The sequence below is a fragment of the Cupriavidus sp. 01L46 genome, assembly GCF_056399905.1.
In genome coordinates this window covers 10,933-36,459 of sequence record NZ_JBFTSF010000036.1, presented here as the reverse complement: position 1 = coordinate 36,459, position 25,527 = coordinate 10,933, and the positions used below count along the sequence as shown (strand labels likewise).

General features: G+C 66.4%; 21 protein-coding genes. 8 read left to right on the top strand and 13 right to left on the bottom strand.

Annotation, left to right across the window (positions count from 1 at the left end):
• From AC1DS3_RS09185 to AC1DS3_RS09155, 7 genes are all read right to left on the bottom strand, one after another.
• Positions 1 to 990, bottom strand: a 990-nt coding sequence (locus AC1DS3_RS09185) for a Bug family tripartite tricarboxylate transporter substrate binding protein (RefSeq protein WP_477127056.1), incomplete at its 3' end; no start/stop codon positions are given.
• A gap of 69 nt (positions 991 to 1,059) precedes the next feature.
• Positions 1,060 to 1,644, bottom strand: a complete 585-nt coding sequence (locus tag AC1DS3_RS09180; protein WP_477127055.1) for a malonic semialdehyde reductase — start codon at positions 1,642 to 1,644, stop codon at positions 1,060 to 1,062.
• Positions 1,641 to 2,054, bottom strand: a complete 414-nt coding sequence (locus AC1DS3_RS09175) for a RidA family protein (RefSeq protein ID WP_441639535.1) — start codon at positions 2,052 to 2,054, stop codon at positions 1,641 to 1,643. The genes AC1DS3_RS09180 and AC1DS3_RS09175 overlap by 4 nt, the downstream gene beginning before the upstream one ends.
• On the bottom strand, positions 2,051 to 2,965 hold the full coding sequence (locus AC1DS3_RS09170; RefSeq protein WP_441639534.1) for a dihydrodipicolinate synthase family protein: 915 nt from the start codon (positions 2,963 to 2,965) through the stop codon (positions 2,051 to 2,053). Before AC1DS3_RS09170 ends, AC1DS3_RS09175 begins: the two co-directional genes overlap by 4 nt.
• A 39-nt stretch (positions 2,966 to 3,004) precedes the next feature.
• Positions 3,005 to 3,982 carry an alpha/beta hydrolase gene (locus AC1DS3_RS09165; RefSeq protein WP_477127054.1) on the bottom strand — a complete coding sequence of 326 codons (978 nt, stop codon included), beginning with the start codon at positions 3,980 to 3,982 and terminating at the stop codon, positions 3,005 to 3,007.
• A complete protein-coding gene (locus AC1DS3_RS09160; RefSeq protein ID WP_441639532.1) occupies positions 3,979 to 4,572 on the bottom strand; it encodes a VOC family protein in 594 nt (197 codons plus the stop codon). Before AC1DS3_RS09160 ends, AC1DS3_RS09165 begins: the two co-directional genes overlap by 4 nt.
• A gap of 82 nt (positions 4,573 to 4,654) precedes the next feature.
• Positions 4,655 to 5,593, bottom strand: a complete 939-nt coding sequence (locus AC1DS3_RS09155; protein ID WP_441639531.1) for a fumarylacetoacetate hydrolase family protein — start codon at positions 5,591 to 5,593, stop codon at positions 4,655 to 4,657.
• Between the two features lie 171 nt (positions 5,594 to 5,764).
• Between AC1DS3_RS09155 and AC1DS3_RS09150 the strand changes: the two genes are divergently transcribed.
• A complete protein-coding gene (locus AC1DS3_RS09150) occupies positions 5,765 to 6,727 on the top strand; it encodes a 2-hydroxyacid dehydrogenase (protein WP_477127053.1) in 963 nt (320 codons plus the stop codon).
• Positions 6,728 to 6,771: 44 nt separating this feature from the next.
• Here the strand turns inward: AC1DS3_RS09150 and AC1DS3_RS09145 are convergent, their stop codons facing one another.
• Complete coding sequence (locus AC1DS3_RS09145) at positions 6,772 to 7,245, bottom strand: VOC family protein (protein WP_441639529.1); 474 nt, start codon at positions 7,243 to 7,245, stop codon at positions 6,772 to 6,774.
• 206 nt (positions 7,246 to 7,451) lie between these two features.
• Between AC1DS3_RS09145 and AC1DS3_RS09140 the strand changes: the two genes are divergently transcribed.
• Positions 7,452 to 8,159 (top strand): GntR family transcriptional regulator, encoded by a 708-nt coding sequence (locus AC1DS3_RS09140; RefSeq protein ID WP_441639528.1) that lies wholly within the window; start codon positions 7,452 to 7,454, stop codon positions 8,157 to 8,159.
• Positions 8,160 to 8,248: 89 nt separating this feature from the next.
• Here AC1DS3_RS09140 and AC1DS3_RS09135 read toward each other — a convergent pair whose 3' ends face one another.
• Positions 8,249 to 9,388 (bottom strand): porin, encoded by a 1,140-nt coding sequence (locus tag AC1DS3_RS09135; RefSeq protein ID WP_477127052.1) that lies wholly within the window; start codon positions 9,386 to 9,388, stop codon positions 8,249 to 8,251.
• Positions 9,389 to 9,996: 608 nt separating this feature from the next.
• Here AC1DS3_RS09135 and AC1DS3_RS09130 point away from each other — a divergent pair.
• Positions 9,997 to 11,064 (top strand): porin, encoded by a 1,068-nt coding sequence (locus AC1DS3_RS09130; RefSeq protein ID WP_477127051.1) that lies wholly within the window; start codon positions 9,997 to 9,999, stop codon positions 11,062 to 11,064.
• Between the two features lie 177 nt (positions 11,065 to 11,241).
• Positions 11,242 to 13,014, top strand: coding sequence for an LVIVD repeat-containing protein (locus tag AC1DS3_RS09125; RefSeq protein WP_477127050.1), 1,773 nt, complete (start codon positions 11,242 to 11,244; stop codon positions 13,012 to 13,014).
• 72 nt (positions 13,015 to 13,086) lie between these two features.
• On the opposite strand, the gene AC1DS3_RS09120 is transcribed toward AC1DS3_RS09125, so the two are convergent.
• Positions 13,087 to 14,103 carry a class 1 fructose-bisphosphatase gene (locus AC1DS3_RS09120; protein WP_441639524.1) on the bottom strand — a complete coding sequence of 339 codons (1,017 nt, stop codon included), beginning with the start codon at positions 14,101 to 14,103 and terminating at the stop codon, positions 13,087 to 13,089.
• Positions 14,104 to 14,237: 134 nt separating this feature from the next.
• A complete protein-coding gene (gene pepN / locus AC1DS3_RS09115) occupies positions 14,238 to 16,937 on the bottom strand; it encodes an aminopeptidase N (protein WP_441639523.1) in 2,700 nt (899 codons plus the stop codon).
• Between the two features lie 351 nt (positions 16,938 to 17,288).
• Here pepN and AC1DS3_RS09110 point away from each other — a divergent pair, with 351 nt between their 5' ends.
• Positions 17,289 to 17,915 (top strand): DUF4136 domain-containing protein, encoded by a 627-nt coding sequence (locus AC1DS3_RS09110; protein ID WP_441639570.1) that lies wholly within the window; start codon positions 17,289 to 17,291, stop codon positions 17,913 to 17,915.
• Positions 17,916 to 18,219: 304 nt separating this feature from the next.
• On the top strand, positions 18,220 to 20,541 hold the full coding sequence (locus tag AC1DS3_RS09105; protein WP_477127049.1) for an NADP-dependent malic enzyme: 2,322 nt from the start codon (positions 18,220 to 18,222) through the stop codon (positions 20,539 to 20,541).
• A 145-nt stretch (positions 20,542 to 20,686) separates the two neighbouring features.
• On the opposite strand, the gene AC1DS3_RS09100 is transcribed toward AC1DS3_RS09105, so the two are convergent.
• Positions 20,687 to 20,932 (bottom strand): hypothetical protein, encoded by a 246-nt coding sequence (locus AC1DS3_RS09100; RefSeq protein WP_441639521.1) that lies wholly within the window; start codon positions 20,930 to 20,932, stop codon positions 20,687 to 20,689.
• Positions 20,933 to 21,321: 389 nt separating this feature from the next.
• Here AC1DS3_RS09100 and AC1DS3_RS09095 point away from each other — a divergent pair, with 389 nt between their 5' ends.
• Together AC1DS3_RS09095 and AC1DS3_RS09090 are read left to right on the top strand one after the other, a co-directional pair.
• Positions 21,322 to 21,528 carry a hypothetical protein gene (locus AC1DS3_RS09095; protein WP_441639520.1) on the top strand — a complete coding sequence of 69 codons (207 nt, stop codon included), beginning with the start codon at positions 21,322 to 21,324 and terminating at the stop codon, positions 21,526 to 21,528.
• Positions 21,529 to 21,857: 329 nt separating this feature from the next.
• The gene (locus AC1DS3_RS09090) at positions 21,858 to 23,993 is read left to right on the top strand and encodes a TonB-dependent receptor (RefSeq protein ID WP_441639519.1); all 2,136 of its coding nucleotides are present in this window, start codon (positions 21,858 to 21,860) and stop codon (positions 23,991 to 23,993) included.
• Here the strand turns inward: AC1DS3_RS09090 and AC1DS3_RS09085 are convergent.
• A complete protein-coding gene (locus tag AC1DS3_RS09085) occupies positions 23,990 to 25,519 on the bottom strand; it encodes an MFS transporter (RefSeq protein WP_477127048.1) in 1,530 nt (509 codons plus the stop codon). The genes AC1DS3_RS09090 and AC1DS3_RS09085 overlap by 4 nt on opposite strands.
• Positions 25,520 to 25,527 lie beyond the last annotated feature (8 nt).

Sequence of the window (25,527 nt, the reverse complement as noted above, 5' to 3'; positions counted from 1 at the left end):
CTCACCCAGCGGGATGATGCCGGCCTTCTCCAGGTGCGCGCGGAATTCCGGCTCGGCGATGATCTTCTTTGCCTCGGCGCCAATCTTGTCCACGATCTCGGGCGGCATCTTCGATGGGCCGACCAGGCCGTTCCACGTATCCACCTGGTGGCCGGGATAGCTCTCGGCGATGGTGGGCAGCGACGGCAGCTGCGCCAGGCGCTTGTCGCTGGACACGGCGAGCAGGCTGAGCTTGCCGGTGCCCGCATACGGCATCACCTCGGACACGCTGGCGCTGTACAGGTCGATCTGGCCGGCCAGCACATCGGCCAGCGCGGGCGCGCCGCCGCGGTACGGCACCATGGTGGCCTGCACGCCGGCGCGGCTCAGGAACAGCAGCGCGGAGAGCTGGGTCAGGCCGCCGTTGCCGGCGTGGCCCACGTTCAGCTTGCCGGGGTTTTCCTTGCCATAGCGCACCAGGTCCGCCACCGTCTTGAAGTTGTGCCGAGTGCTGGCGGCGAGGATGAAGGGGTTGCCGCCGACGTTGACGATGGGCACGAAGTCCCGCACCGGGTCGTAGCGGATCTTGTTGGTCATCGGGGCGGTGACGATCTGCGTCATCGTCGACATGAACAGCACATAACCATCGGCCGGTGCGCGCGCGACATACTCCGCCGCGATCAGGCCGCCCGCGCCGCCGCGGTTGTCCACCACGAAAGGCTTGCCAAAGATCCTGCCCAGGCGCTCCGCCAGCAAGCGCGCAATCATGTMGGTATTGCCGCCAGGGGCGAACGGCACCACGATGGTGACCGGACGCGCGGGCCAGGGCTCCTGCGCGTGGACCAGCGCGGGCAGCGCAGCCGCGAAGGCCAGTGCCAGGCTTGCGGCAAGGCGGCCGCCGAGTTTGCCTGCGATGCCTCCGCACGCCTTTGCCGTGCTGGCGGCTTGCGCGGGCAGCGCGCCCGCGGCCCGTTGCGTCCATGCGCAGTGGACGCTGTGTGTCTTCATCATGGGTCTCCTCCGTGGTGATTGCCGGCGTTCTTCGCGGGGGGAAGCGCCGCGCGGATTGTTTTCGGAAATCTACTCGATGCGGCAGGCCTGCCCAAACGCGAGGCGGGGCAGCCGTGGAAACAGGCGGGCGGGGTCGCCGCAGCCGAGGTTGCACAGGAAGTTGACGCGCCAGCGGCCATCGGGGAAGAACGCCTGGTTGACGGCGCCGGCGTCGAAGCCCGAGAGCGGCCCGCAGTCCAGCCCCAGCGCGCGGGCGGCCAGGATCAGGTAGCCGCCCTGCATGGAGCCGTTGCGCATCGCTGTCTCCTGCGACAACGATGCGTTGGCGGCGAACATCTCGTACATCGCCGGGCGGTGTGGGAACAGGGTCYCGGCCAGCGCATGAAACTGCGTGTCGTAGGCGACGATAGCGGTGACCGGTGCTTGCATGACCTTGTCCACATTGGCGGGAGCGAGCGCCGGCAAGAGCTTGGCCTTGGCCTCGGGCGAGCGCACGAACACCAGCCGCATCGGGCAGCAGTTGGCGCTGGTCGGGCCTTGCCGCACGAGCGTGTACAGGCGCTCCAGCGTGGCGTCGTCGATGTTGCCCTCGAGCCATCCGTTGTGGCTGCGGGCCGCCATGAACAGGGTGTCGAGCGTGGCGGTGTCGATCATGTGGCCTCCTCGTCGCGCCATGCGGTGGCGGTGATCTCCACGCGCATGTCGGGGTGGGGCAGCGCGGCCACCGCCAGGCATGTGCGCGTGGGCACGGCCGCGGGGAAGTGGCGCGCGTAGGCGGCGTTGAAGATCTCGTAGTCGGCCATGTCGATGAGGTAGCAGGTCATGGCCACGCAATCGGCCAGGCCCATGCCTTCGCTGGCGAGCGCGCGCTCGATCTTGCCCAGCACGCAATCGGTCTGCGCGGCAACGTCGTACACGCGCGTGCCGTCGGCGGCCATGCTGACGCCGGCGCAGCCATCGGCCGTGCGTGCGCTCATGCCGCTGACATGCACATGCCGCCCGGCCCGGCGGCTCGCCGCGTAGCGCGCCAGCGGTGGCGGGTCCTGCCGCACCGGCGCGTTCATGCCGGCTGCGCCAGGCCGCGCAGGGCCGGCATGGCGGTGGCCATGGCTTGCGCGAGCTGCAGGGCGGCATCGGCCGCGAGCGGCACCAGCGGCGGGCGCACCTGGCGCCAGCCCGTATCGCTCGCCAGCAGCGACAAGGTGTGCTTGACGGCAGCCACCATGGGGAAGCGCTCCGCGGTCTTGCGCACCGCGGTGATGCTGTCGTTCAGGCGCGCGGCCTCGGTCACCGAGCCATAGGCCAGCGCGATATCGCGCGCGTTGATGTTGTTGGTGGCGGAGATGCAGCCGGCGGCGCCCAGCGCCAGGCTGCGCAGCATCAGGATTTCCGAAGCGGGGAAGATCGACAGCGTGGGGAAGCGCTCCAGCATCGCCACCACGTTGTCCCAGTCGCCGCTGCTGTCCTTCACGCCGGCGATATGCGCGGGGAAAGCCGCCACCAGCCGCTCGATCAACGGCAAGGTGATGGGCACGCCCGACATGGCGGGGATGTGATACAGCACGACGCGCAGCGCGGGATCGTCCACGCGCTGGATCAGCTCGCGGTAGTAGGCGAACACGCCGTCCTCCTGCACGCTCTTGAAGAAGAACGGCGGCAGCACCAGCACGCCCGCGCAGCCGCGGTCGATGGCATGGCGGGTCAGCGCCACGGCGTCTCCAATGGCGCAGCAGCCGGTGCCGACCAGCACGCGCTCACCGGGGATGCCGGCGTCGATCACGGCGTCGACCAGCGCCATGCGCTCCTCGAAGGTCTCCGAGCAGGCTTCGCTATTGGTGCCGGAAATCGCCACGCCCGCGCCGTCGGCCACAAGGCGCTGGCAGTGCGCGACGAAAGCCGGCAGGTTGATCGAGAGATCGTCATTGAAGGGCGTGACCACAGGCGCGAACACGCCGCGCAGTTTGTCTGCTGCCATGGGAAAGTCTCCTGTCTTGCTGTTTGTTGTTTCTGTTTGTTATTTCGAGGCGGCGCGGTGCGTGACGACGGATTCGATGAAGCCGCTCAGCGCGTCGGCCAGCGCGGTATCGGCGCTGCCGAGATGCGCCACCACGGACGTATGGTTGTGGTGCGGCACCTGGACCACGCGCGGCGCGCGCCGCTGCGCCTTGGCGACGCGCGCGGCGTACTGCAAGGCGTAGAGGTCGAGGTAGGGATTCTCATGCTCGGCGAATACCACCATCAGCGGCGCCGTCAGCCGCTGCGCAAACGCCATCGGCGCGCGTTGCTGCTGCTGCGCGCTGTCCGCGCCGTAGTAGGCGACGACGCCGCCGGCGTTGGGGTTGTCCGGCAACGTGTCGGCCTGCAGGCGCGCGCTGACCAGCACCGCGCCAGCCACGCCCGCGGCCTCGCCATCGAACAGCGGATCGCTCAATGCGCTGGCCACGTGGCTGCCGCCGGCCGAATGGCCGATGAGCACGATGCGGCGCGCGTCGCCGCCGTAGGCGTCCACCGATGCGCGCAGCCATGCCAGCGCCGCCACCACATCCTGCGCGCCGGCCGGATAGGGCGCCTGCGGCGCAAGCCGGTATTCCAGGTTCACGCCGACATAGCCTAGGCGCGCGAACAGGCGCGGCACGTTGGCGTAGATGTAGGGGCTGGCGTCCTTGTTGCCGCGCAGGAAGGCGCCGCCGTGCACGAACACCACCACGGGCAGCGCGCTGGCCGGCGTGGCATCGGGCGGCAGGTAAAGATCGAGCTGCTGGCGTGGATCGCTGCCATAGGCCAGGCCCGCCACGCGCTGCATGCCGTCGGCGGGCAGCGCTGCGTGGACAGCGTCATAGATCTCGCAGACCTGCTTGCGGTTGCCCTGGATGTMGCGCGCCCAGTCATGCCCCAGCGCGCGCATGGCGTCGCGCTGCGCGGGCGAGAGGCCTGGCAGGGCCTGGTCACTCAGCGGGCTCGTCGGACCCGCCGGGCTGGCACCCTGGCTCACGGCGCGTCTGCGGCTTGCGGGTCCGCGGGCTGGTCTTCGTCCTTGGCCGGTTGCTTGCCATGCTTGGCGGCGAGCATGGCGGCGGGCGGGGTCACCACGAAGTGCGCAAGGCGATGGCGATCGAAAGATTCGAGGTTGCGTTCCCAGGTCTGCGGCTCGTGCGCGGTGCCGGTGGCGATGCGCTCCATGTCGGTGTAGATCTCGACGTTGTTGCCGTCCGGGTCCTTGAACACCAGGAACCAGTTGCCGCCCGGCCCGTGCTGGCCGATGCCGCGCTCGATCACCACGCCGTGGCTGCGCGCCACGTCCACCGCGCGTTTCATCTCGTCCAGGGACTCCACGTAGTAGGAGAAATGCTCCAGGCCGGGGCGCGTGTAGCGCGGCAGGTCGTCGCGCTCGGCGCTGTCCTCGGGCAGGCGCGAGAGCGCCAGGTCGTGGTGGTCCTCGCCGGCGCGCAGGAAGACCATCTGGTCGGCGATGCGGTCCGAGACCTTGAGGCCCATCACTTCCGTATAGAAGCGGGTGGATTGTTCAAGGTCGCGCACCATCAGCACCAGGTGGCCCAGCTTGCGGGTACGTATCGGGTTCATGCCAGTCTCCTCCAGGTCGCCGTGGCGATGCGTGTGGGCGCAGTGTGCCTGCGCCGCCCGCGCATTGCCACGGCGGTCGTGTTCAACGCGCCGCCAGCGCCTCTAGCGCCACCGCGTTCTCGATCGAGCCAATGCCTTCGACCCAGGCCACCATGTTGTCGCCGGGTTTCAGGAACACGCCGCGTCCCATGCCGACGCCATCCGGCGTGCCGGTGGCGATCAGGTCACCCGGCTGCAGCGTCAGGATGCGCGACAGGTAGGCGATCTGCTCGGCCACCGAGAAGATCATCTGCGAGGTATTGCCATCCTGCATGGTTTCGCCGTTCACGCTCAGCGACATGCGCAGGTTCTGCGGGTCGGCGATGCAGCCCGCCGGCACCACCCACGGGCCCATGGGGCCGAAGGTGTCGAAGCTCTTGCCGCGGAACCAGTCGTGGGTGAAGGGATAGTCGGTGCGGCGGTTGAGGTCGCGCGCGCTGATGTCGTTGAAGACGGTATAGCCGGCGATGACCGATAGCGCGTCTTCCACCGATACGTGGCGGCAGCGCTGGCCGATCACCACGCCAAGCTCCACTTCCCAGTCGAGCTTGGTGGTTTCCGGCGGCATCAGCACGGTCGCGCCGGTGGGGATCACGCTGGTTTCCGCCTTCATGAAGGCATAAGGCTGGCTCTCGCTGCGCACCGCCAGCTTGGTGCCCATCTCATCGGCGTGGTCGTAGAAGTTCGACGCCACGCCRAAGATGCGGCCCGGCTGGTAGGGCACGGCGTAGGTGGCGGCCGCATCCACCGCGGCGAGCTTGCCGCTGGTTGCCAGTCGGGCCGCGCGGCCGGCCATGTCGGCCAGCAACGGAGCGTGTCGCGCCCACTGCGCAAACACCTGGTTCATGTCGCCGGGCAGGCTGGCGGGATCGAGTCCGCAAGCGCGTCCGAGCGCGGCCAGGTCGTACAGGGTATCTGCGACTACCAGGCCGGCGCGCTTGGCGCCGGCGAGTTCATAGGTTGCGAGGCTGTGCCAGTTCACCTTGTCTCCTTGTCATTTGTGTTCAGGATGGCGGAATGCACCGCCTTTTATTGCTATGCATTTCGATCTATGTGAATACTTTAAGTGTTGCGTGTATACACGTCAACGCCTTCGTGATAATTTTGTTCAACACCGCTTCCAGGCGGATTCGAAGACGGAGGAGAAGAGAAGATGGCTAGCGGATTGCATGGTGAACAACAGGCACTGGAGCAGGTACTGGTGTTGACGCGACTGGCGCTGGACGCCGCCTGGCTGGCGGCGCAGGCCCCGCGCTATCGCTTCATGGCGTGGAACGAAGCCGGCGACGGCGCCCGTGCCAGCGCGCGCGCCGTGCTGACCAATGGCTCGACCGGCTTGTCGGCCGCGGAGCTGGTGGCGCTGCCGGCGCTGGAGCTGGTGGCGAGTTTCGGTGCTGGCTACGAGAACATCKACCTGGCCGCCGCAAGGGCGCGCGGCGTGCGCGTGTGCCATGCCCCCGACACCAACAGCCAGGTGGTGGCCGACCACGCGCTTACGCTGATGCTGGCGCTGTCGCGCGGGATTGCCGTGCTCGATCGCGGCGTCAAGTCAGGCCAGTGGGAAAGCCTGCGCGCGCCGCGCCCGGGCGTGCGCGGCAAGACGCTGGGCATCGTCGGGCTGGGCAATATCGGCGGCAAGCTGGCCGTGCTGGCGCAGGCCATGGGCATGCAGGTGGCCTACCTGCGGCGCAGCGCCCCGGCCGCAGCGCACTACACGCCGTATGCCGATCCGATTGCGCTGGCGGCCGCAAGCGATGTGCTCGCGCTGACCTGTCCGGGCGGCGCGGCCACGCATCATCTGGTTGACGCGGCGGTGCTGCGCGCGCTGGGGCCGCGCGGCCTGCTGGTGAACGTGGCGCGCGGCAGCGTGGTGGATACGCTAGCGCTGGTCGAGGCGCTGGCGCGCGGGGAGATCGCCGGTGCCGCGCTCGACGTCATCGAGACGGAACCATCGGTGCCGGCGGCCTTGCACGAGATGGACCAGGTCATTCTGACGCCGCACCTGGCCGGCCGCTCCCCGGAAACACGAGTGGCGCAGCACACGGCGCTGGCGGGCAATCTCGATGGCTGGTTCCTGCAAGGCGAGCCGATGCATCCGGTGGCGTTGCCAGCCTGAGCGCGTCCCCGCGGCGCGGGGACGCAAACGTTGCGGCGAGGCGCCTACAGGCCTTCGCGATCCGCGTTGAGGTCCGGGTTGCGCAGCGCCGGGCCGGCGCCGCCGCCGCTGCCTTCCTTGGAAGCGCCGCCCCAGCCGTGATCGGTCAGGTCGATGATGATGTCATGCGGGTCGCGGTACTTCACCTCGTAGAAGATGTTGCCCTTGACCGGCACTTCGCCCATGTAATAGCGGCCACCCGCTTCTTCCACGGTCTTGCGCGCCTCGGCGATGTCGTCGACCCACACGCCGATGTGGTGCAGGCCGACGAAGTCCTTGCCGCGCTCTTCCCCGGCAGCCTCGTCGCTTTTGTAGTTCAACAGCGCAATGCTCATGGTCCCGTCCGTCAGGTAGACCCCGCGCGCCAGCGACGAGTCGGTCTCGCCGACTTTGCGAAAGCCGAATGCCTTTTGGTAGAACTCGGCCGCGGCCCAGGGATCGGGGACGGACAGGGCAATGTGGCGCAGTTTGCTGGTCATGTTTGTGCTCCTCGTTTGGCGATGGATTATCGGCACGGCGTAATTGCCGCTGGCCAATATGTATACACTCAATGCAAAGTGTATTCAATAGAAGTTGTGGGGAACATTTTTGGCGCTGCTTGATGAGGTGAAGGGCGCGCCGCGTATAATTGCGCCCATATCCGGGGCAATGGCTGCTTTGCGATGCCCCGAACCGGGGGCTCGCCATGCCGAACGCTTCGATCAAGGACAAGGACACAAGGACAACAGTGACCACCATTGCCGCCCAAATCAGCCAGAAGCTTGCCGATGAAATCATCGCCGGCACCTTGCCGCCCGGCGAGAGGCTCGAGGAACCCGCGCTGGCGGAGCGCTTCCAGGTGTCGCGCACGCCGGTGCGCGAGGCGCTGCGCCTGCTGGACGCGCGCGGGCTGATCGAGCTGGTGCCGCGGCGCGGCGGCGTGGTGGCCAATGTGGGCGCCGGGCAGCTGGCCGACATGCTGGAGGCGCTGTGCGAGCTGGAGTCGCTGTGCTGCCGCATCGCCACGCAGCGCATGAGCGCCATGCAGCGCCGCCAGCTGGAGCTGCTGCACGAGCAGACCGAGGCCGTGGGCGAGCGCCGCGATGCGCAGGCGTACCTGGAGCTCAACCACCGCTTCCACCAGCTGATCTGCCAGGGCACGCAGAACGAGACGCTGATGGCTGCGGTCGAGAACCTGCGCGACCGGCTGGCGCCGTTCCGTGCCGCGCAGTCCGGCGTGGAGCGCCGCTTCGAGACCTCGCACCGGGAGCACCAGAAGATTGTCGAGGCGATTCTCGCGGGCCAGCCGGAGGAAGCCTACCTGGCGATGCGCAGCCACACGACGCGCCTCACGCTCAACGTGATGGAGCTGATCGAGGCGCAGCGCGCCGGCGGTGCGGCCAAGCGCGACTAGTCGCATCCAGGTCAGCACCAAAGGCAGCAGAAAGGGCGCACCGTATCGTGCGCCCTTTCTTTATGCAAACGGCCGTGCGCGGCCTTGTTTCAGAACTTATGCGTGATCCCCAGCCCCACGCCGGTGGCGGAGTCGCCCGGTTTCAGGCCGGGCACAGAATTGCCGGAGAGGTTGTAGCGCGCCGTCGCGTGGTTCACCAGGCGCGTCCATGCCGCCCATAGTTCGGTCCGCTTCGACAGCGTGTACCCGTAGCCCAGCGAAACCTGCCAGGCGCCGGAATCCGTGCCCGGCAGGCCGATGCCGCCCACCGCCGCCGTGCTGCTTCCGTGGGCGTTGCCGCCCGCGGTGTACGACGCGCGGAACTCATGCGCGCCGATGGCATGCGTGGCCGCTACCTGCCACGCATCGCGCCGCACCGATTGGCCCGGCGCCGGTTCGTAGGAGAGCCGTTCGTAGGCGCCGCGCAGCTTGGTGCCGCCAAAGGCGTACACCACGCCGAGCCGGTCCGCGTGGTCGCGCGAGCCGTTATAGAAGTAGTCGCCGTGATACTCATGCCCCCACGCCACGTACCAGCTCTTGTCCTCATAGGACAGCAGGCCGGACCAGGCGATCGGGTTGGTGGTGGGGGTGCGGTCCTCGGGCATCGACAGGGCCAGCCGTGCGGAGACGCCGCCCCAGTGCGGCGTGCTGTATTGCACCAGGTTTTTCTGGCGGCGGTCGAACGACTCCGGCGCGGCGCCGTTGGCGCCTGTGGTGAAGCCGTTGCCCATGATGGAGTTCGAGGCAAAGATGCCCGCGGTGAACGGGTCTACCTTGTACACGGAGACAAAGCGCAGCGGCATTTCCCACTGCCCCATCAGGATCTGGCCCCACGGGCTGCGCAAGCCTACGCCGGTATTGCGGTCGCCGATCTGCGACGTGCCGGTGCCATCCATGCGCAGGTTGGTCTCGATCTGGAAGAAGGCCTCCAGCCCGCCGCCAAGCGACTCGCGGCCACGAAAGCCCAGCACTGACAGATCGTTCGACAGGCGCGACACCGAAGCGGTACGGCCGTTGCCCGAGAGCCGCACCTGTTCCACGTTTTCCTTGATGAAGCCGTAAATCTGCACGCTGTCGCTCTGTGMCCGGGCGAGTTCGGGAAAAGCACCGGCAAGGGCAGCCAGCGCGGGCAGGGCGGCAAAGCGAGAGATGGCGCGCGCGGCGCGCCGGCCAGGGCAGGGCGTGGTCATGGTGTCTCCTTATTGTTGAAGTACAAATACTATCTGTTTGTAAACATACTGTAATATGTGTATACACTTAGTGATAAGTGAGTGCAAAAGAGAAAAAAGTGTGTGGTGAGGCGCATTGTTTGTGCGTGGCGCTATCAATGCGATGACAGCGGCATGGCTGTGGCTGTGGCACGTGGAAAGAGAAAAGAAGGAGAAAGGAGAGGGCGAAGCAGGCAGGGGAGCAAGCCGGCAGATTCGCGCTTGTGCCGGACCCGGGCGAGTGTCATTCGCACTCGCCGGAGCGCGCCGGCGCAACGTGGATTTTTCAGCGTAAACGAGGCTGTTTTCTCATCGCATCGAGGCGGTGCGGAGGCACTCGTTCCGCCGTTTCCGGCCATAAATTAAAGGCATCCCGGAGGCGGAATATTTCATTTTCGCCGCATGCCAGCCCTCTCCATACTGCGGCTGAACACTGCGCAAGAAAGGCCCCGAACAAGCGGGTCGCGCATGACCAGGGCACCGGCAAGAGCCAGCCGGTGCAGCCAGCGCGCATGCACACATGCATACAGGCACTCAGGCAGGTGCAGCGCGACGGCCAACCACAAAAGAGGAAGAGGAGAGGAGAGGAAATGAGAAGAGCTGACAAGGTGTCGTATGCCCGGGCCATGGTGTCCTGCGCGCTGGCAGTGGGGGGCGCGCAAGTCTGTGCCGAGGAGTCCTGGGTCAGGCTGTCAGGCTTCGTCGACATCAGCGTGGAGCGCCTCGCGCAGTCGGGCAAGGGGGGCTCGGTGTACCGCGTGTCCAGCGGCCAATTGAGTTCGTCGCGGATCAACTTCAGCGGGCAGGAAGTGCTCAGCAGCGACCTGAAGGCCATCTTCACCTACGAGCCGCAATTCTCGGCCGATACCGGCACGGCGGCGGCGCAGGCGCKCCAGTCATTCGTCGGGCTGCACAGCAACAAATACGGCGTGCTGACCATGGGCCGCCAGAACACGCCGTCATACTGGATCGCCGGCTATGCCGACCCAAGCTTCTCGGCGGACTACAGCATGGTCAGCAACATGCAGTTCTTCTACGCGGCCTACCGCGTGGACAATGCGATCCAGTACAACACGCCGCGCTTCTACGGGTTCATGGGACGCTTCATGGTGACCACCGGCCTGGAGGACACCACCCGGGCTGGCCGCTACCTCAGTACCGGCATCGAGTACCGCGACGACAAGCTCTACGCGGGCTTCGTCAGCGACCTGCGCTATACGCGCAATATCAACAACGCCGGCAGCGTGCCTTCGGCGCGCGACAACTACGCCTCGCTGGCCTACAAGTTCGGCGATTTCGAGCCGACGCTGGTTTACCACACCTACAACGGCTACTACGCGTATCCGCCTTATGCGGACTTCCAGTCCAAAGGCTGGGATATCCAGATCGGTGCGCGCTACAAGCTCAACCCGTCGAACCGTTTGTACGCCAGCTTCGTCCATCGCAAGGACGACAACAACACCAAGCTGTCGGACGCCAACGGCTTCGTGCTGGGCTACATCTACAGCCTGTCCAAGCGCAGCGAGATCTACGCCACGTACGCTCACGTGCAGCACAAGCATGACAGCCCGATCCGCTACCCGGTCACGTTCTCGGCCTCGCCTACCAGCCAGCAGAACCCGTCCGGCATGGCCATCGGCATTCGCCACGCGTTTTGAGCGCCCGGCCTGGACATGATGCGGCGGTCTTGGTCCGGTGGGTTGCGCCCTGCGATGGGCACCGGCCGCGGCGGGCGAGGGCATTGTTAATAGAAAAGGGAAAAGGAGGAAGCCATGCTTCGAATCAGAACGTTCAGATCAATCCTGGCAACGGGGACAGCTTCAGCGGCCATATGCATGATGGCCTGCGCAAACGCGGACACGGTGCAGGCCACGGCGGCGCCAGGGGCATCCCTAATGCAGGGAGCGCAGGGAGCGCAGGGAACACCAGTAACGCCAGGCACGCCCAATGTTCAGGATCCCCATCTCGCCGCCTGGCTGCGGCTGACGCCCGATCGCTCGCCCGCGCCGCTCAAGCCGGGTGTCGACTACGGGATGGATCCGGCCACCGGACAGTTCGTCTGGCCGAAAGCAACGCCTGAAGTGCACAAGGGGCAGCGCTTCCCCGGTGAAATGACCACATGGGACAAGAAGAGCTTTGCCAAGAACGTGGAGGTTCTGGCCTTCTATCCCGCCGTTGGCTCACCCTTCCATGCCTGGAACAACATCGCCGACTTCGAGGGGCGCCGTTACCTCTACATTCATGACCGGGACTATCTGCGGATCATGGACATCACCGATCCCGCCCATGGCAAGGTGGTCTATTCCAAGGGCGGTGTCTGGGGACCGAAAGGGTCGAGTGAGAATTACGATCCGCGCAACGTCGACGACTACCTGGGTGGCGCGACCATTGCCTGGAGCAAGGCACTGGGCAAGCCGGTGCTCGTCGCGTCATTTGAAATTGGACGCTATGGCCTGATGACTGACAAGACCCAGCAGCCTGACCAGGTCGCGGCGCAGCGTCGCTACAATTCGCTGAAAGGGTTCAAGGTCTTCGCCATGGATGGCCCGCTGCCAAGCCAGTGGCGGCTGCTGGCAACCCGCACCACCGACTACAAGCACCCCGATGCGCCGATCKGGCAACAGCAGGGGTCCGGGTCGCTGGATTCGCCTGAATACCATGGCGGCAAATACATGATCCTGGCGTCGGCGCCGGATGACACGTACGGCCTGACCGAGTATCCCAATTATCTTTACTCGCCCGGCTATCAGGTCTGGGACATGTCCGATCCCGCGAATCCGACCTTTGTTTCCCAGATCTCGGTGCCGGGGCAGATCCTCGGCAACGAAGCCCATGAGCAGGCGTATCTGATGAATCAACGGGCTGGCAACCGTACCTCATGGATGGGGGCGCGCATTCCAATTTTCCTGCCCAAGCCATTGGAGGACGGTGGCAAGATCGGCTTCGGCGCGATGGGTGGCCTCGGTCTCTATGCGTTCGACCTTTCCGACCCGGCAAAGCCGAAGGTGCTCGGCAACGTCAATACGCCGCCCAGCTTTGCCGGTACCGAATACGACAACGCCGATGTCAGCCAATATGCGCGCACGGGCTATGTCCTGACCGGCGGCTATCCGATGAACCGCGATTGCTATGAGCCATACAAGGACATTTTCGTCGTCGACGCACGCGATCCGTCTCACTTGAAGGTGGCCGGCAAACTGCCGCAGCCGAAGGTGCCGGAGGGGGCGGCATTCACGAGCTTCTGTCAGCGTGGCGGCAATTTCGGCCCGAAGCGGGCGAACTCCATCGGCCAGCCCGGCCAATGGCGTCAGGGCATCGTTCCCTATTCTTTCTACAATGCCGGCGTGCAGATTTTTGACGTCAGCCATCCGGAAAAGGCGACGATCGCGGGCTATTTCGTGCCTGCGCTGGCGGACGAGACGGAATTGCCGAATTACACGCTCGGCAAAGGCGTGTTCGCGATCTACACGGAGTACGACCGCAATATCATCTGGGCCTTCACCGAGAACGGTGCCTACGCGCTGTCAACGCCCCTGCTTGGCAAGCCGGTCCTGGGCGCGTCCGCTACGCCCTGGCCATCGCGCAAAGTTGCCGCACGGGCGCAATAGATGCAATAGACGCAATAGAAAAAGGGACGCCGCGGCGTCCCTTTTTCGTCGGGTCGATGAAGCCGCCCGCAATCAGCCGGCCGCTTTCTCTTCCTGGTGGTAGCGCGTGGCGCGTTCCACTTCGTTCTTCGAGCCGAGGATCACCGACACGCGCTGGTGCAGCTTTTCCGGCTGGATGTCGAGAATGCGCTCATGGCCGTTGGTGGCCGCGCCGCCGGCCTGCTCGACCAGCATGGCCATCGGGTTGGCTTCGTACATCAGGCGCAGCTTGCCGGGTTTTTCCGGTTCGCGCTTGTCCCACGGGTACATGAAGATGCCGCCGCGCGTGAGGATGCGGTGTACGTCGGCCACCATCGAGGCGATCCAGCGCATGTTGAAGTTCTTGCCGCGCGGGCCTTCGTCGCCGGCCAGGCATTCGTCGATATAGCGGCGCACGGGCGGGGCCCAGTGGCGCATGTTGGACATGTTGATCGCGAATTCCTTGGTGTCTTCCGGGATCGTCACGTCCGACTGCGTCAGCACGAAGCTGCCGGCCTCGCGGTCCAGCGTGAACATGTGCACGCCGTTGCCAACGGTCAGCACCAGCGTGGTCTGCGGGCCGTACACGGCGTAGCCGGCGGCGACCTGGCGGCTGCCGGCCTGCATGAAGTCGGCTTCAGTGACGGTCTGGCCCGGCTTGGGCATGTGCAGCACCGAGAAGATGGTGCCGATCGACACGTTCACGTCGATGTTGGACGAGCCGTCGAGCGGATCGAACAGCAGCAGGTATTCGCCCTTGGGATAGCGGTTCGGGATCTCGTAGATGCTGTCCATTTCCTCGGACGCCATGGCGGCGAGGTGGCCGCCCCATTCATTGGCGTCGAGCAGGACTTCGTTGGCGATCACGTCCAGCTTTTGCTGCGTCTCGCCTTGCACGTTGCCGGTGCCGGCCGAGCCGAGGATGCCGGCGAGGGCGCCCTTGCTGACGGAGTTGGAAATGGCCTTGCAGGCGCGCGCCACCACTTCGATCAGGAGCCGCAGTTCGGGCTCGATCGTGTTGTGCTTGCGCTGCTCCTCGACCAGGTAGCGGGTGAGGCTGATGCGACTCATGGGGATTCTCCTTGAATGGCCGCAATTCTACATGGGCGCCAGCCCGCCAGGCCAATGCCACCGGCCCGTGGGGTACTGTCGGCGGGGGCGGGGCGCGGTGCTGCCGGCCGCGCCCCGGCCAGCCCGGCGCTGCCTTACGGCGCCAGCGCCTTGCTCACGATCTCGCGCACATCGCGGGACAGGTCGCTGGCCGCCGCCACCTGTTCCAGCGCGGCGCGCATGCGGTCGCGCAGCGGCAGCGCGTACTTCTGCCAGCGGTCCATCACCCGCGCCAGGCGGGACGCCACTTGCGGGTTGATGGCGTCCAGCGCCAGCACCTGCTCGGCCCAGAAGGCGTAGCCCGAGCCATCCTCGGCATGGAACTGGGCCGGGTTGGCCGCGCAGAAGCTGAAGATCAGCGAGCGCGCGCGGTTGGGGTTGCGCAGGTTGAAGGCGGGATGCTGCATCAGCGCGCGCACCGTGTCGATGGTGTGCTTGCCTTTGTGGCCGGCGCTTTGCGGCCCCACGGTGCCGCGCTGCGTGCCTTGCAGCGAGAACCATTTGTCGATCACCAGCGGGTCTTGCTCGAAGCGCTGGTAGAAATCGGCCAGCGCGGCCTCGCGGCCAGGGGCAAAGGTGTTAACCATGGCGCTGAGCGCGGCGAAGCGGTCCGTCATGTTGTCGGCGGCCTGGTACTGCGCTTCGGCCAGCGCCTGCATGGCGGCGTCGCCGCTGTCGGCCAGGTAGCCCAGTGCCAGGTTGCGCAGCGCGCGCTTGCCGGCGGACACCGCATCGGGGCTGTAGGCGCCCGGCGTGGCATTGGCCTCGAACGCGGCCAGCCAGTCGGTCTTGAGCGCGCGCGCCAGCGCTTCGCGCATGAACTGGCGAGCGCGGTGGATGGCGGCCGGATCGGCCACGCCCATGCGCTCGGCGAGGTAAGCCTCGGCCGGCAGCGTCAGGGCCTGCTCGCGAAAGGCGGGGCTGAGCTGCTGGTCGTTGAGCACGGTGCGCAGCGCGGCCACCAGCGCCGGGTCGAGCTCGAGCTCGCGGCCGGCCTGGCTCTGGGCCACCAGTTGCAGCAGCGCGCGCGTGGTCAGGCGCTGGCCGGCCTCCCAGCGGTTGAACGGATCGCTGTCGTGCGCGAGCAGGAAGGTCAGCTGCGCCTCGCTGTACTCGGCGTCGATGATGACCGGCGCGGAGAAGTCGCGCAGCAGCGACGCCAGCGGCGGCTCGGCGCCGCGAGGCAGGTTGATGAAGCGGAAGGTCTGCTCGGCCTCGGTGAAATCCAGCACGCGCGTGGTGGCGCCGGGCTGGCTTTCCCCCTCGAGCTGCAGCGCGAGGTCGGCGCCGCTGGCGTCGATCAGGCCCAGGGCGAAGGGAATGTGGAAGGGCAGCTTGTCCGGCGTGCCGGGGCGCGTCTCGATGCCGACCTTGGGGCACGTTTGCGACAGCGTCAGCGCCAGGGTGCCGGCGGCCGCATCCCACGCGGTGCGCACCGCGACCACCGGCGTGCCGGCCTGGCTGTACCAGCGGCCGAACTGCGTCAGGTCGCGGCCATTGGCATCGGCCATGGCGGCGCGGAAGTCGTCGCAGGTCACAGCCTGGCCGTCGTGGCGCTGGAAGTACAGGTCCATGCCCTTGCGGAAACCGTCGCGGCCTAGCAGGGTCTGGTACATGCGCACGACCTCGGCGCCTTTCTCGTACACCGTCACGGTGTAGAAGTTGTTGATTTCCTCGTAGCTGTCGGGGCGCACCGGATGCGCCATGGGGCCGGCATCCTCGGGGAACTGCACCTGGCGCAGCATGCGCACGTCCTCGATGCGCTTGACCGCGCGCCCGGATTCGGAGCCCATCATGTCGGCCGAGAACTCCTGGTCGCGGAACACCGTCAGGCCTTCCTTGAGCGAGAGCTGGAACCAGTCGCGGCAGGTCACGCGGTTGCCGGTCCAGTTGTGGAAGTACTCATGCCCGACCACGGATTCGATATTGCCGAAATCGGCATCGGTGGCGGTCTCCGCGTTGGCCAGCACGTACTTGGTGTTGAAGATGTTGAGGCCCTTGTTCTCCATCGCGCCCATGTTGAAGTCGCCCACGGCGACGATCATGAAGCGCTCGAGGTCCAGCTCCAGACCAAAGCGCTGCTCGTCCCAGCGGATCGAGTGGATCAGCGAATCCATGGCATGGCGCGTCTTGGGCAGGTCCTGCGGTTCCACCCAGACCTGCAGCAATTTCTCCTTGCCGGAGGCGGACCGGATCCGCTCCTCGATGCATTCCAGCTTGCCGGCCACCAGTGCGAACAGGTAGGCGGGCTTCTTGAACGGGTCTTCCCAGACGGCCTCAAAGCGGCCGTCGGGCAGCTCGCGCTCGCTGATCAGGTTGCCGTTGGACAGCAGCACCGGGTAGGCCGCGCGCTGTGCGCGCAAGGTGACCCGGAAGGTCGACATCACGTCGGGGCGGTCCAGGTAATAGGTAATCTTGCGAAAGCCCTCGGCTTCGCACTGGGTAAAGAAGTTGCCGTTGGAAACGTAGAGGCCGGACAGCGACGTGTTGGCGGCCGGCTGGCAGGCGGTGACGATTTCCAGCGTGCCTTGCGCGGGCAGCTCGGGCAGCGTCAGGCTGTCGGGCGCCTGCTGCGCGCCTTCCAGCGGCTTGCCGTCGAGGCGGACCCCGACCAGCTCCAGTGCCTCGCCGGCCAGCACCAGCGGGCCAGGTGCCTGGCGCGTGAAGCGCAGGATGTTGGTGACCACCGTGCGCGCCGGGTCGAGCTCGAGGGTGAGGTCGACGTGCTCAAAAGCGAAGGCCGGCGGAGTATAGTCTTTGCGATGGACGGTAACGGGCGTGTCGGTGCGCAGCATGAAGGGATCCTGTCCTCTGAGGGCCACTTGGGGCGRCATGGTCGCCATGGTCACGGCGGGCGGGCAGGGCGGTAGCCGCTGCCGGGCCGCGTGCCACGGCACTGAAGAACCCATTGTAGCCAAGCGCGGGCGCCCCGGCGCGGGCGCGCGGCGCGGATGGCGGCGCGGGTGGCGGATTGGGGCGGAATTCCGCCGGCCCGGCCCGGTCTGAGTCACACAATGGACAACGTGGACAACGAATCGATGAGGGGCATGATGCCGAAACGATGGCTGGCGACGCTCGGGAAGCTGGCGAAGCTTGGTAAGGATTGGCGCCGGATAGCCGGCGAAGGCGGGCGTGGCGGCCGCCTGATGGCGAGCGCGGCGCTGCTCGGCGTGGCGCTGCTGTCTGGCTGCGCCAGCACTGTCACCACGGAGGTGACGGCCTTCCGCCAAGGCAACTGGCAGAACGATCCGCCGCGCACCTATGCCTTCGATCGCACCAGCGGCCAGGAGGCGCAGCTCGAGGACCAGACCTATGAGCAGTGGCTGGCGCAGGCGCTCTCCGGAATCGGCTTCGAGCAGGTGGCCCGGCCGCAGGCGCATTACCTGGTCAGCATGGAGTACGACAGCAACTCGCGGCTGATGCGGATCCAGGAGACCAACTACGCCGACCCGTGGGGCCCCGGCTTTTATCCCGGCCCTTACTGGGGGCCTTATTACCGCCCCTGGGGCCCGTACGGCTGGGGTGGCCCGGGTTACTGGCCGCCGGTGACCACGGTGCGCGATGTGCCGGTCACCCAGTCCACGCTGCGCGTATTCTTCAAGGATGCCGCCAGCGGCCGCCGGGTCTACCAGGTCACGGCGAACCACCGCGCAGAGGGTTCGTCCCTGCAGGCGGCGATGCCCTACCTGATCCGCAGCGCCTTCGTGCAGTTTCCGGGGGAGAGTGGCCGGCCACAGCGGGTGACATTGCCGCTGGACCCGAATGACAAGTAGCAGGCAGCAAGCAGCAAGCAACAAGCAACAAGCAACAAGCAACAAGCAACAAGCAACAAGCAAGGCATTGCCTGTGCGGCGGTAAAAACTGAATTGCCCGGCGAAAAGCCTTAAATCCCTGAATGCCCCAGTGGGAGGGGCTTCGCGCCGGGCTTGGGTGAGCTAGAATGACGGCTCGATTTTTCGGCCCGAGCCGCCGGAGCCCGTCTTTGAAAGCTGCAATGGAAGATTCCGGCAAGCCACGCCGGATACGACCGGCGCGGCCTCGGCGGGCACTGGCAGGGCCACTTCCTGGACGAGCATAATGACCAGCAAGACCGGCGGTGATGCACCGCAACATGCCCCCAACAGTCCTGAAGCGCAATTGCGCCTGGCCGCGCTGGAATACCACCGCAGCCCGACCAAGGGCAAGATCCAGGTAAACGCGACCAAGGCGCTGTCCAACCAGCGCGACTTGTCCCTGGCCTACTCCCCGGGCGTGGCCTACGCCTGCGAGGAGATCGCCAAGGATCCCGCGATGGCCGCCGAGTACACCTCGCGTGGCAACCTGGTGGCAGTGATCACCAACGGTACCGCCGTGCTCGGCATGGGCGACATCGGTCCTCTGGCCGGCAAGCCGGTGATGGAGGGCAAGGGTTGCCTGTTCAAGAAGTTCGCCGGCATCGACGTGTTCGACATCGAGCTCGATGCGCACGACCCGGACAAGATCGTCGAGATCGTGGCCGCGCTGGAGCCGACGATCGGCGGTGTGAACCTCGAAGACATCAAGGCGCCCGAGTGCTTCTACATCGAGAAGAAGCTGCGCGAGCGCATGAACATCCCCGTCTTCCACGATGACCAGCACGGCACCGCCATCATCTCGGGCGCGGCGCTGCTCAACGGCCTGAAGGTGGTCGGCAAGGATATCGCCAAGGTCAAGCTGGCGGTCTCCGGCGCTGGCGCCGCGGCCATCGCCTGCCTGGACACCATGGTGAGCCTGGGCGTGACCCGCTCGAACATCTCGGTGGTGGACTCCAAGGGCGTGATCTATGTGGGCCGCGACGCCAACATGGAACCCAACAAGGCGCGCTACGCGCAGGAAACGTCCAACCGCACGCTGGCCGACATCGTCAACGGCGCTGACGTGTTCCTGGGCTGCTCGACCGCTGGCGTGCTGACCGCCGACATGGTCAAGACCATGGCCGACAAGCCCATCATCCTGGCGCTGGCCAACCCGGAGCCGGAAATCCGCCCGGAAGTGGCCAAGGCCGCGCGCCCGGACTGCATCATCGCCACCGGCCGCTCGGACTACCCGAACCAGGTCAACAACGTGCTGTGCTTCCCGTACATCTTCCGTGGCGCGCTGGATTGCGGCGCCACCAAGATCACSGARGMCATGAAGCTGGCCTGCGTCAAGGCCATCGCCGACCTGGCCGAAGCCGAGCTGAACGACGCCGTTGCCGCCGCCTATGGTGGCCAGGAACTGAAGTTCGGCCCCGACTACATCATCCCGACGCCGTTCGACCAGCGCCTGATCGAGAAGATCGCGCCGGCGGTGGCCAAGGCCGCCGAGGAGTCCGGCGTGGCCACCCGTCCGATCAAGGACCTGGAAGCCTACCGCCAGCAGCTCACCCAGTATGTCTACCACACCGGCCTGATCATGAAGCCGGTGTTCTCGGCCGCCAAGGCCGCGCCCAAGCGCGTGGTCTATGCCGAGGGCGAAGAAGAGCGCGTGCTGCGCGCGGTGCAGACCGTAGTGGACGAAGGCCTGGCCCGTCCGATCCTGATCGGCCGCCCGCACGTGATCCAGATGCGCATCGACAAGGCTGGCCTGCGCCTGAAGGCCGGCACGGACTTCGAGCTGATCAACCCGGAAGACGACCCGCGCTACCGTGCCTACCACGAGGCCTACCACGCGCTGCGCGGCCGCGACGGCGTCACGCCGGACATGGCCAAGGTGGCGCTGCGCCGCTCCAATACGCTGATCGGCACCATGCTGATGCATATGGGCGATGCCGACGCGCTGCTGTGCGGCACCGTGGGCCGCTTCGAAGCCCACCTGGAGCACGTGCGCGACGTGATTGGCCTGGCGCCGGGCGCCAAGGTGTTCGCCGCGATGAACGCGCTGATGCTCGAGAAGTACACGCTGTTCATCACCGACACCTTCGTCAACGACGATCCCACCGCGGAGGAACTGGCCGCCATCACGCAGCTGGCCGCCGAGGAAATCGCGCGTTTTGGCCAGCACCCGAAGGTGGCGCTGATGTCGCACTCGATGTTCGGCTCGTCGGACCGCCCGTCGGCCAGGAAGATGCGCGCGGCCCAGGAGATCCTGGCCCGCGAGGCGCCGCACCTGGAAGTGGAAGGCGAGATGCAGGGTGACGCCGCCCTGGTCGAGGACGTGCGCCGTCACTTCCTGCCGGGCACCAAGCTGGCCGGCAGCGCCAACCTGCTGGTCATGCCGACGCTGGATGCGGCCAATATCGCTTTCAACCTGCTCAAGATCACGGGCGGGCAAGGCGTCACCATTGGCCCGATCCTGTTGGGCGCGGCCAAGCCGGTGCACATCCTCAACCCGCAAGCCACCACCCGTCGCATCGTCAACATGACGGCGGTAGCGGTGGCGGAAGCCAACGCGGTGCGCTGATCCGGCGGCACGGCCGGCAAGCCGGCCGCCGCCCAATGAGAACGGGGCTCCTCTGGAGCCCCGTTTTTTTGACCGGCTTGTGAAGCAGTTCCGCCGGCCCGGAAAACCTGTCCTGCGTCGATCCCGTTGCCGTTTCCCGTTGCCGCTATTGCAGCAGGTTGTACTGCTCGCGCATCACGACGATGATGGACTTGGCTGCTGCCAGCCGGGTTGGCAAATGGTCGTCCTCTTCGCGCGGGAAATCGACTTCCGCGCTCCAGTTGCAACCGGTGTGGTCGGGCTGGTGAACTCGCATGGCGTGCAGTTCGCACTCGCCGCACTCTGGATTGTTGTTGAGGAACTGGTTCAGGATGGCCATCAACTCCGACCGGGTCTTTGCATCACGCCGCATGAGTCACCTCGTCCGTTGCCGTCTTGTTGCCTGGAACCTAAATTTAGGCACGCGGGCGCAGGCCCGCCAATTGAATCGCCCTATTAAGCAGCGACTTTCGATCCCGAATTCCGGTAGTTTGTCTCTATCGCACCGCAGCAAATCCATGCCGCGTCGCGGTACCGGCGAAACCAGCGGCGCCCAATCCGGTCGAACCGCCATGGTGCGGCGCGCGCCGCCCGGCAGCGCGCGAGGCGTGCAACGCGCCACTGGTCTGGCGGCGAGGGATCCCTTCGGCGCCAGGGCAATCTCGCGACCCTGGCGACCCTGGCCATCCCTCGCGGCCATCTCAAGACAATCCCGATGCTGAAGGAATCTCTGGTACGTGCTGGGCCATTCAACGGATGTGCGTGCCGAGCCTGTCCTGGGTTTGCCCCCAGCACACGCCCGACGACTGGCAGGAGGAGGTGTCGGTGCGCTCGGACCGCTTGCAGATCGCCTTTCGCAAGACGCTCAAGGCGCTCGAAGCGCGCGGCTGGGAAGTCGACCCGGCCCGCCGGGGCCAGCGAGTTCGCGGGGCGCAAGGCCTGCGCGATTCCTTGCCCGGCACGGCGTGAATCGTCGGCCTGGGCCATCGCCGGCGTGCCAACCCGGGGAGGCGGCTGAGCCACACCGCCATGCAGCATGTGGGCTAAATGACGAAAGCGCTTACATGCGAATAATAATAACTATCATTACGATTTACATGCCAGTATTTGTTCTGAAATAATCCAGCCCGACATCCCAGGCCACTCGCGCGCCACATCCGCCACGTTCGCCGCCAGGGCCGGGAGGCTTGTTTCTGGGTCAGCCACATGCCCTTCGTGGCGTAGAGAACATCGGGAGCTTTACCTTGCCATCCGCATCACGCCGCCTGCGCCAAGCGCGCCCCGGGCGCTACTTTTCCATGCCTGCCGCTAGCCTGCGGCCCATCGTGGCGGCGCTCGCCGTTGCAGGCGGCCTGCCGTCGTTCGCGCTCGCGCAGGAGGCCGCTGCCGCAGGGAGCCTGCCGGCCGTCACCGTGCGCGCCGATGCCGCGCCCGACCAGTCGCCGCCCGCTTACGCCGGTGGCCAGGTGGCACGCGGCGGCCGGGTCGGCATCCTGGGCAACCAGGACATGATGGACGTCCCGTTCAGCATCACCGCCTACACCGCCGAGCTGATCCAGAATCAGCAGGCGCGCAGCATTGCCGATGTGCTGGCCAACGATCCGGGCATCCGCAGCAGCCTGGGCTTCGGCAATTTCTCCGAGACCTTCGTGGTGCGAGGCTTCCAGCTCACGGGCGACGATATCGGCTACAACGGCCTGTACGGCATCGCGCCGCGCCAGCTGGTCGCGGTAGAGGGGCTGGACCGGGTGGAAGTGTTCCGTGGCGCAAGCGCCTTTATCAACGGCGTATCGCCGGGCGGCACCGGCATTGGCGGCGGCATCAACCTGCAGCCCAAGTTCGCCAAGGACCAGCCGGTCACCCAGGCCACGCTGGACTACACCAGCGACGCGCAGGCAGGCGGGCACGTCGACATCGGCCGGCGTTTCGGCGACCAGAACCGCTTTGGCGTGCGCGTGAATGCCATGGCGCGCGGTGGCGACACCGCGATCGACAAGGAGAACCGGCAGCAGCGCCTGTTGACCACCGGGCTGGATTACCAGGGCGACAAGGTCAGGCTGTCGGCCGACTTCGGCTACCAGAAGCAGACCATCAACCAGGGGCGTTCGGTGGTCTACCTGAGCGACACCACGGTGCCCGCCGTGCCGTCGCCCAGCGCCAATTATGCGCAGCCATGGAGCAACTCCATGCTGGAGGACACTTACGGCACGCTGCGCGGCGAGGTCGATATCGCGCCGCGCTGGACAGCCTATGTGGGACTGGGCGCGCACCACAGCAACGAGTTCGGCAACTACTCCTCGCCCACCGTGAGCGGCTCCGGTTTCGGCGCGGCCACGCGCCTGACCGTGCCCTACAAGGCCGATACCACGTCGGAAGAAATCGGCGTGCGCGGCGCGTTCGAGACCGGTCCGGTCAAGCACCGGGTCAACCTGGCCTGGTCCGGCATGCAGGCCAGGAAGCGCGCTGCCTACCAGTTCTCCGGCAGCTTCCCCAGCAATATCTACGACGCCGTCGACGTGGCGCGGCCGCCCACCGCGCTCGCGGGCGGCAACATGAATGATCCCGGCGTGACGGGCCGGACCAACCTGAGCAGCTTCGCGGTCTCGGACACGCTGTCCTTCCTGCAGGACCGTGTCTTGCTCACGGCCGGCGTGCGCCAGCAGAACATCAGCGTGCGCGGCTACAGCTACACCGGCGTGCAGACCGCGGACTACAACCAGTCCGCGACGTCGCCGGCGTTTGGCCTGGTGGTCAAGCCGATCCAGAGCGTCTCGCTGTACTACAACCACATCGAAGGCCTGGCGCAAGGACCTACGCCGCCCACCTCTGCCATTAACCGCACGGAGGTTTTCGCGCCGATCAAGTCCAGGCAGGATGAGCTTGGCGTCAAGTGGGACGGTGGCAAATTTGGCGCCACGCTGGCGGTCTACCAGATCAAGCAACCGGTGGGCATCACCCAGGGCGGCGTGTTCTCCATTGCAGGCGAGCAGCGCAACCGCGGCGTGGAACTGAGCGGTTTCGGCGAGCCGCTGCGCGGCGTGCGCCTCTTGGCCGGCATCGCCTATATCGACGCCAAGCTGACCAGCACCGGCACGCCGGCCAACGACGGCAACCTGGCTGTGGGCGTGCCCAACTACACGCTGAACGTCGGCGCGGAATGGGACCTGCCATTCCTCGCGGGCGCCACGGTCTCGGGCCGCTACCTGCAGACCGGCCGCCAGTACCTGGATGTGGCCAACCAGGTCAGCATCCCTTCCTGGAACCGCTTTGACCTCGGCGCGCGCTACCGTTTCAAGGCCGCGCAACAGCGCTACACGGTGCGGGCTTTGGTGGAGAACGTAGCCAACAAGGCGTACTGGGCATCCACCTACGGCGGCTACCTGACGCAGGGCGCGCCGCGTACCTTCAAGGTGGCGATGACGGTGGACTTCTAAGCGCAGCGGCCCGCGGGATCGGCAACCGCCTGACGCCCTCGTTTGCTAGGGGCGAACACCATCAGGCTGAGCAGGGCGAGGACCCAGGCGCCAATCCCGCCGTACAGCATCACCCAGCCAAAGCCATGGACCAGCGCCGCATGCAGCGCGGTGCCGGACGGGTCCAGGGCGGGCAGTTGCGCGAAGGCGGCACCGGGCGCATCCAGGTTGCCCGCGGCAATGCGCTGCGCCAGCGCGCGCAACTGCAACGAATCGAGCGCCCCTGGAAAGGCACGCTTCAGATACGCAGAGATCCCTGCCACCAGGATGAATCCCATCAACGCGATATTGACCGCCAGCGAGATCATCCGCGCGCTCATGTCGATGCCGGACGCCATGCCCGCGCGGCTGCTGGGGACCGAGCCAGTGGTGGTGTTGGTCACCGGCGTGTTGGTGATGCCCAGGCCGATGCCGGCCAGCAGCGAACCCGGCAGCAGGGTCAGCCAGCTTGCCTGCGCCAGGCTGCTGCCCAGCTTCATCAGCATGAAGCCCAGCCCGATCGTGAACAAGCCCAGGGGAATGACCATGCCGGCCCGGTAGCGCAGCACAAGCCGCTCCCCCAGCGGCGGAAACAACAGCGTGGGCAGCGTGTAAGCCAGCAAGGACAAACCGGCGGCCACGCTGCCGTAGCCCAGGCCGCCGTGGAAATAAAGCGGCAGGTAAATCATGAACGGCCAGAAACTGAAGTTCATGCCCATGGACCCAAGCAGCGCGCCCGAGAAGTCACGGCTGCGGAACACCGAAACATCGAACATCGGATGCGGGTTGAGCTTTTCCGCAAGCAGGAAGGCCACAAAGCTGGCCGCCGTCGCGGCCGTCATGCCGATCGCGGCGGCGCGGGAGACGCCGGCCTCCGGGCCCTGCGTGATCAGGTATGCCAGGCCGAAAACGGCCAGCGACAGCGTGACGATGCCCGCGATATCGAGCTTGCCCGCCTGCGGATCGCGCGACTCCTCCACGCCCGCGAATACCAGCGCCAGGGTCAGGATGGCCAGCAGGACGTGAACCAGGAACACCCATTGCCAGCTGGATACGGCAACGATCATGCCGCCCACGATGGGCCCGAAACCCAGGCCGATCCCGAACACGATGCCCCAGGCGCCAAAGGCTTTGCTGCGTTCCTTGCCCTCCTGGAATTGATGCGACAGGATCGCCACCAGGCAGATCAGCATTGCGCCGCCGGCCATGCCCTGGAGGAACCGGCTGGCAATCAGCACCGYGGCGCTTTGCGCCAGGCCGCAGATCAGGGAGGCGACGCCGAACAAGGCAATGCCGAGGATGAACATGCGCTTGCGGCCAAAGCGGTCCGCCAGCGTGCCGGCCGCCATCAGCACCGTGGTGCAGGCGATGGTGTAGGCATTCATGATCCATTGCATGTCCCCGAAGCCGCCGTGCAGGACGCGCTCAAGGGTGGGGAGTATGACCGGTACACTGGAGATCTCCAGGCCGAACATCAGCGCGGCCAGGCAGACGGCGGCCAGTGCCATTTGGTTCT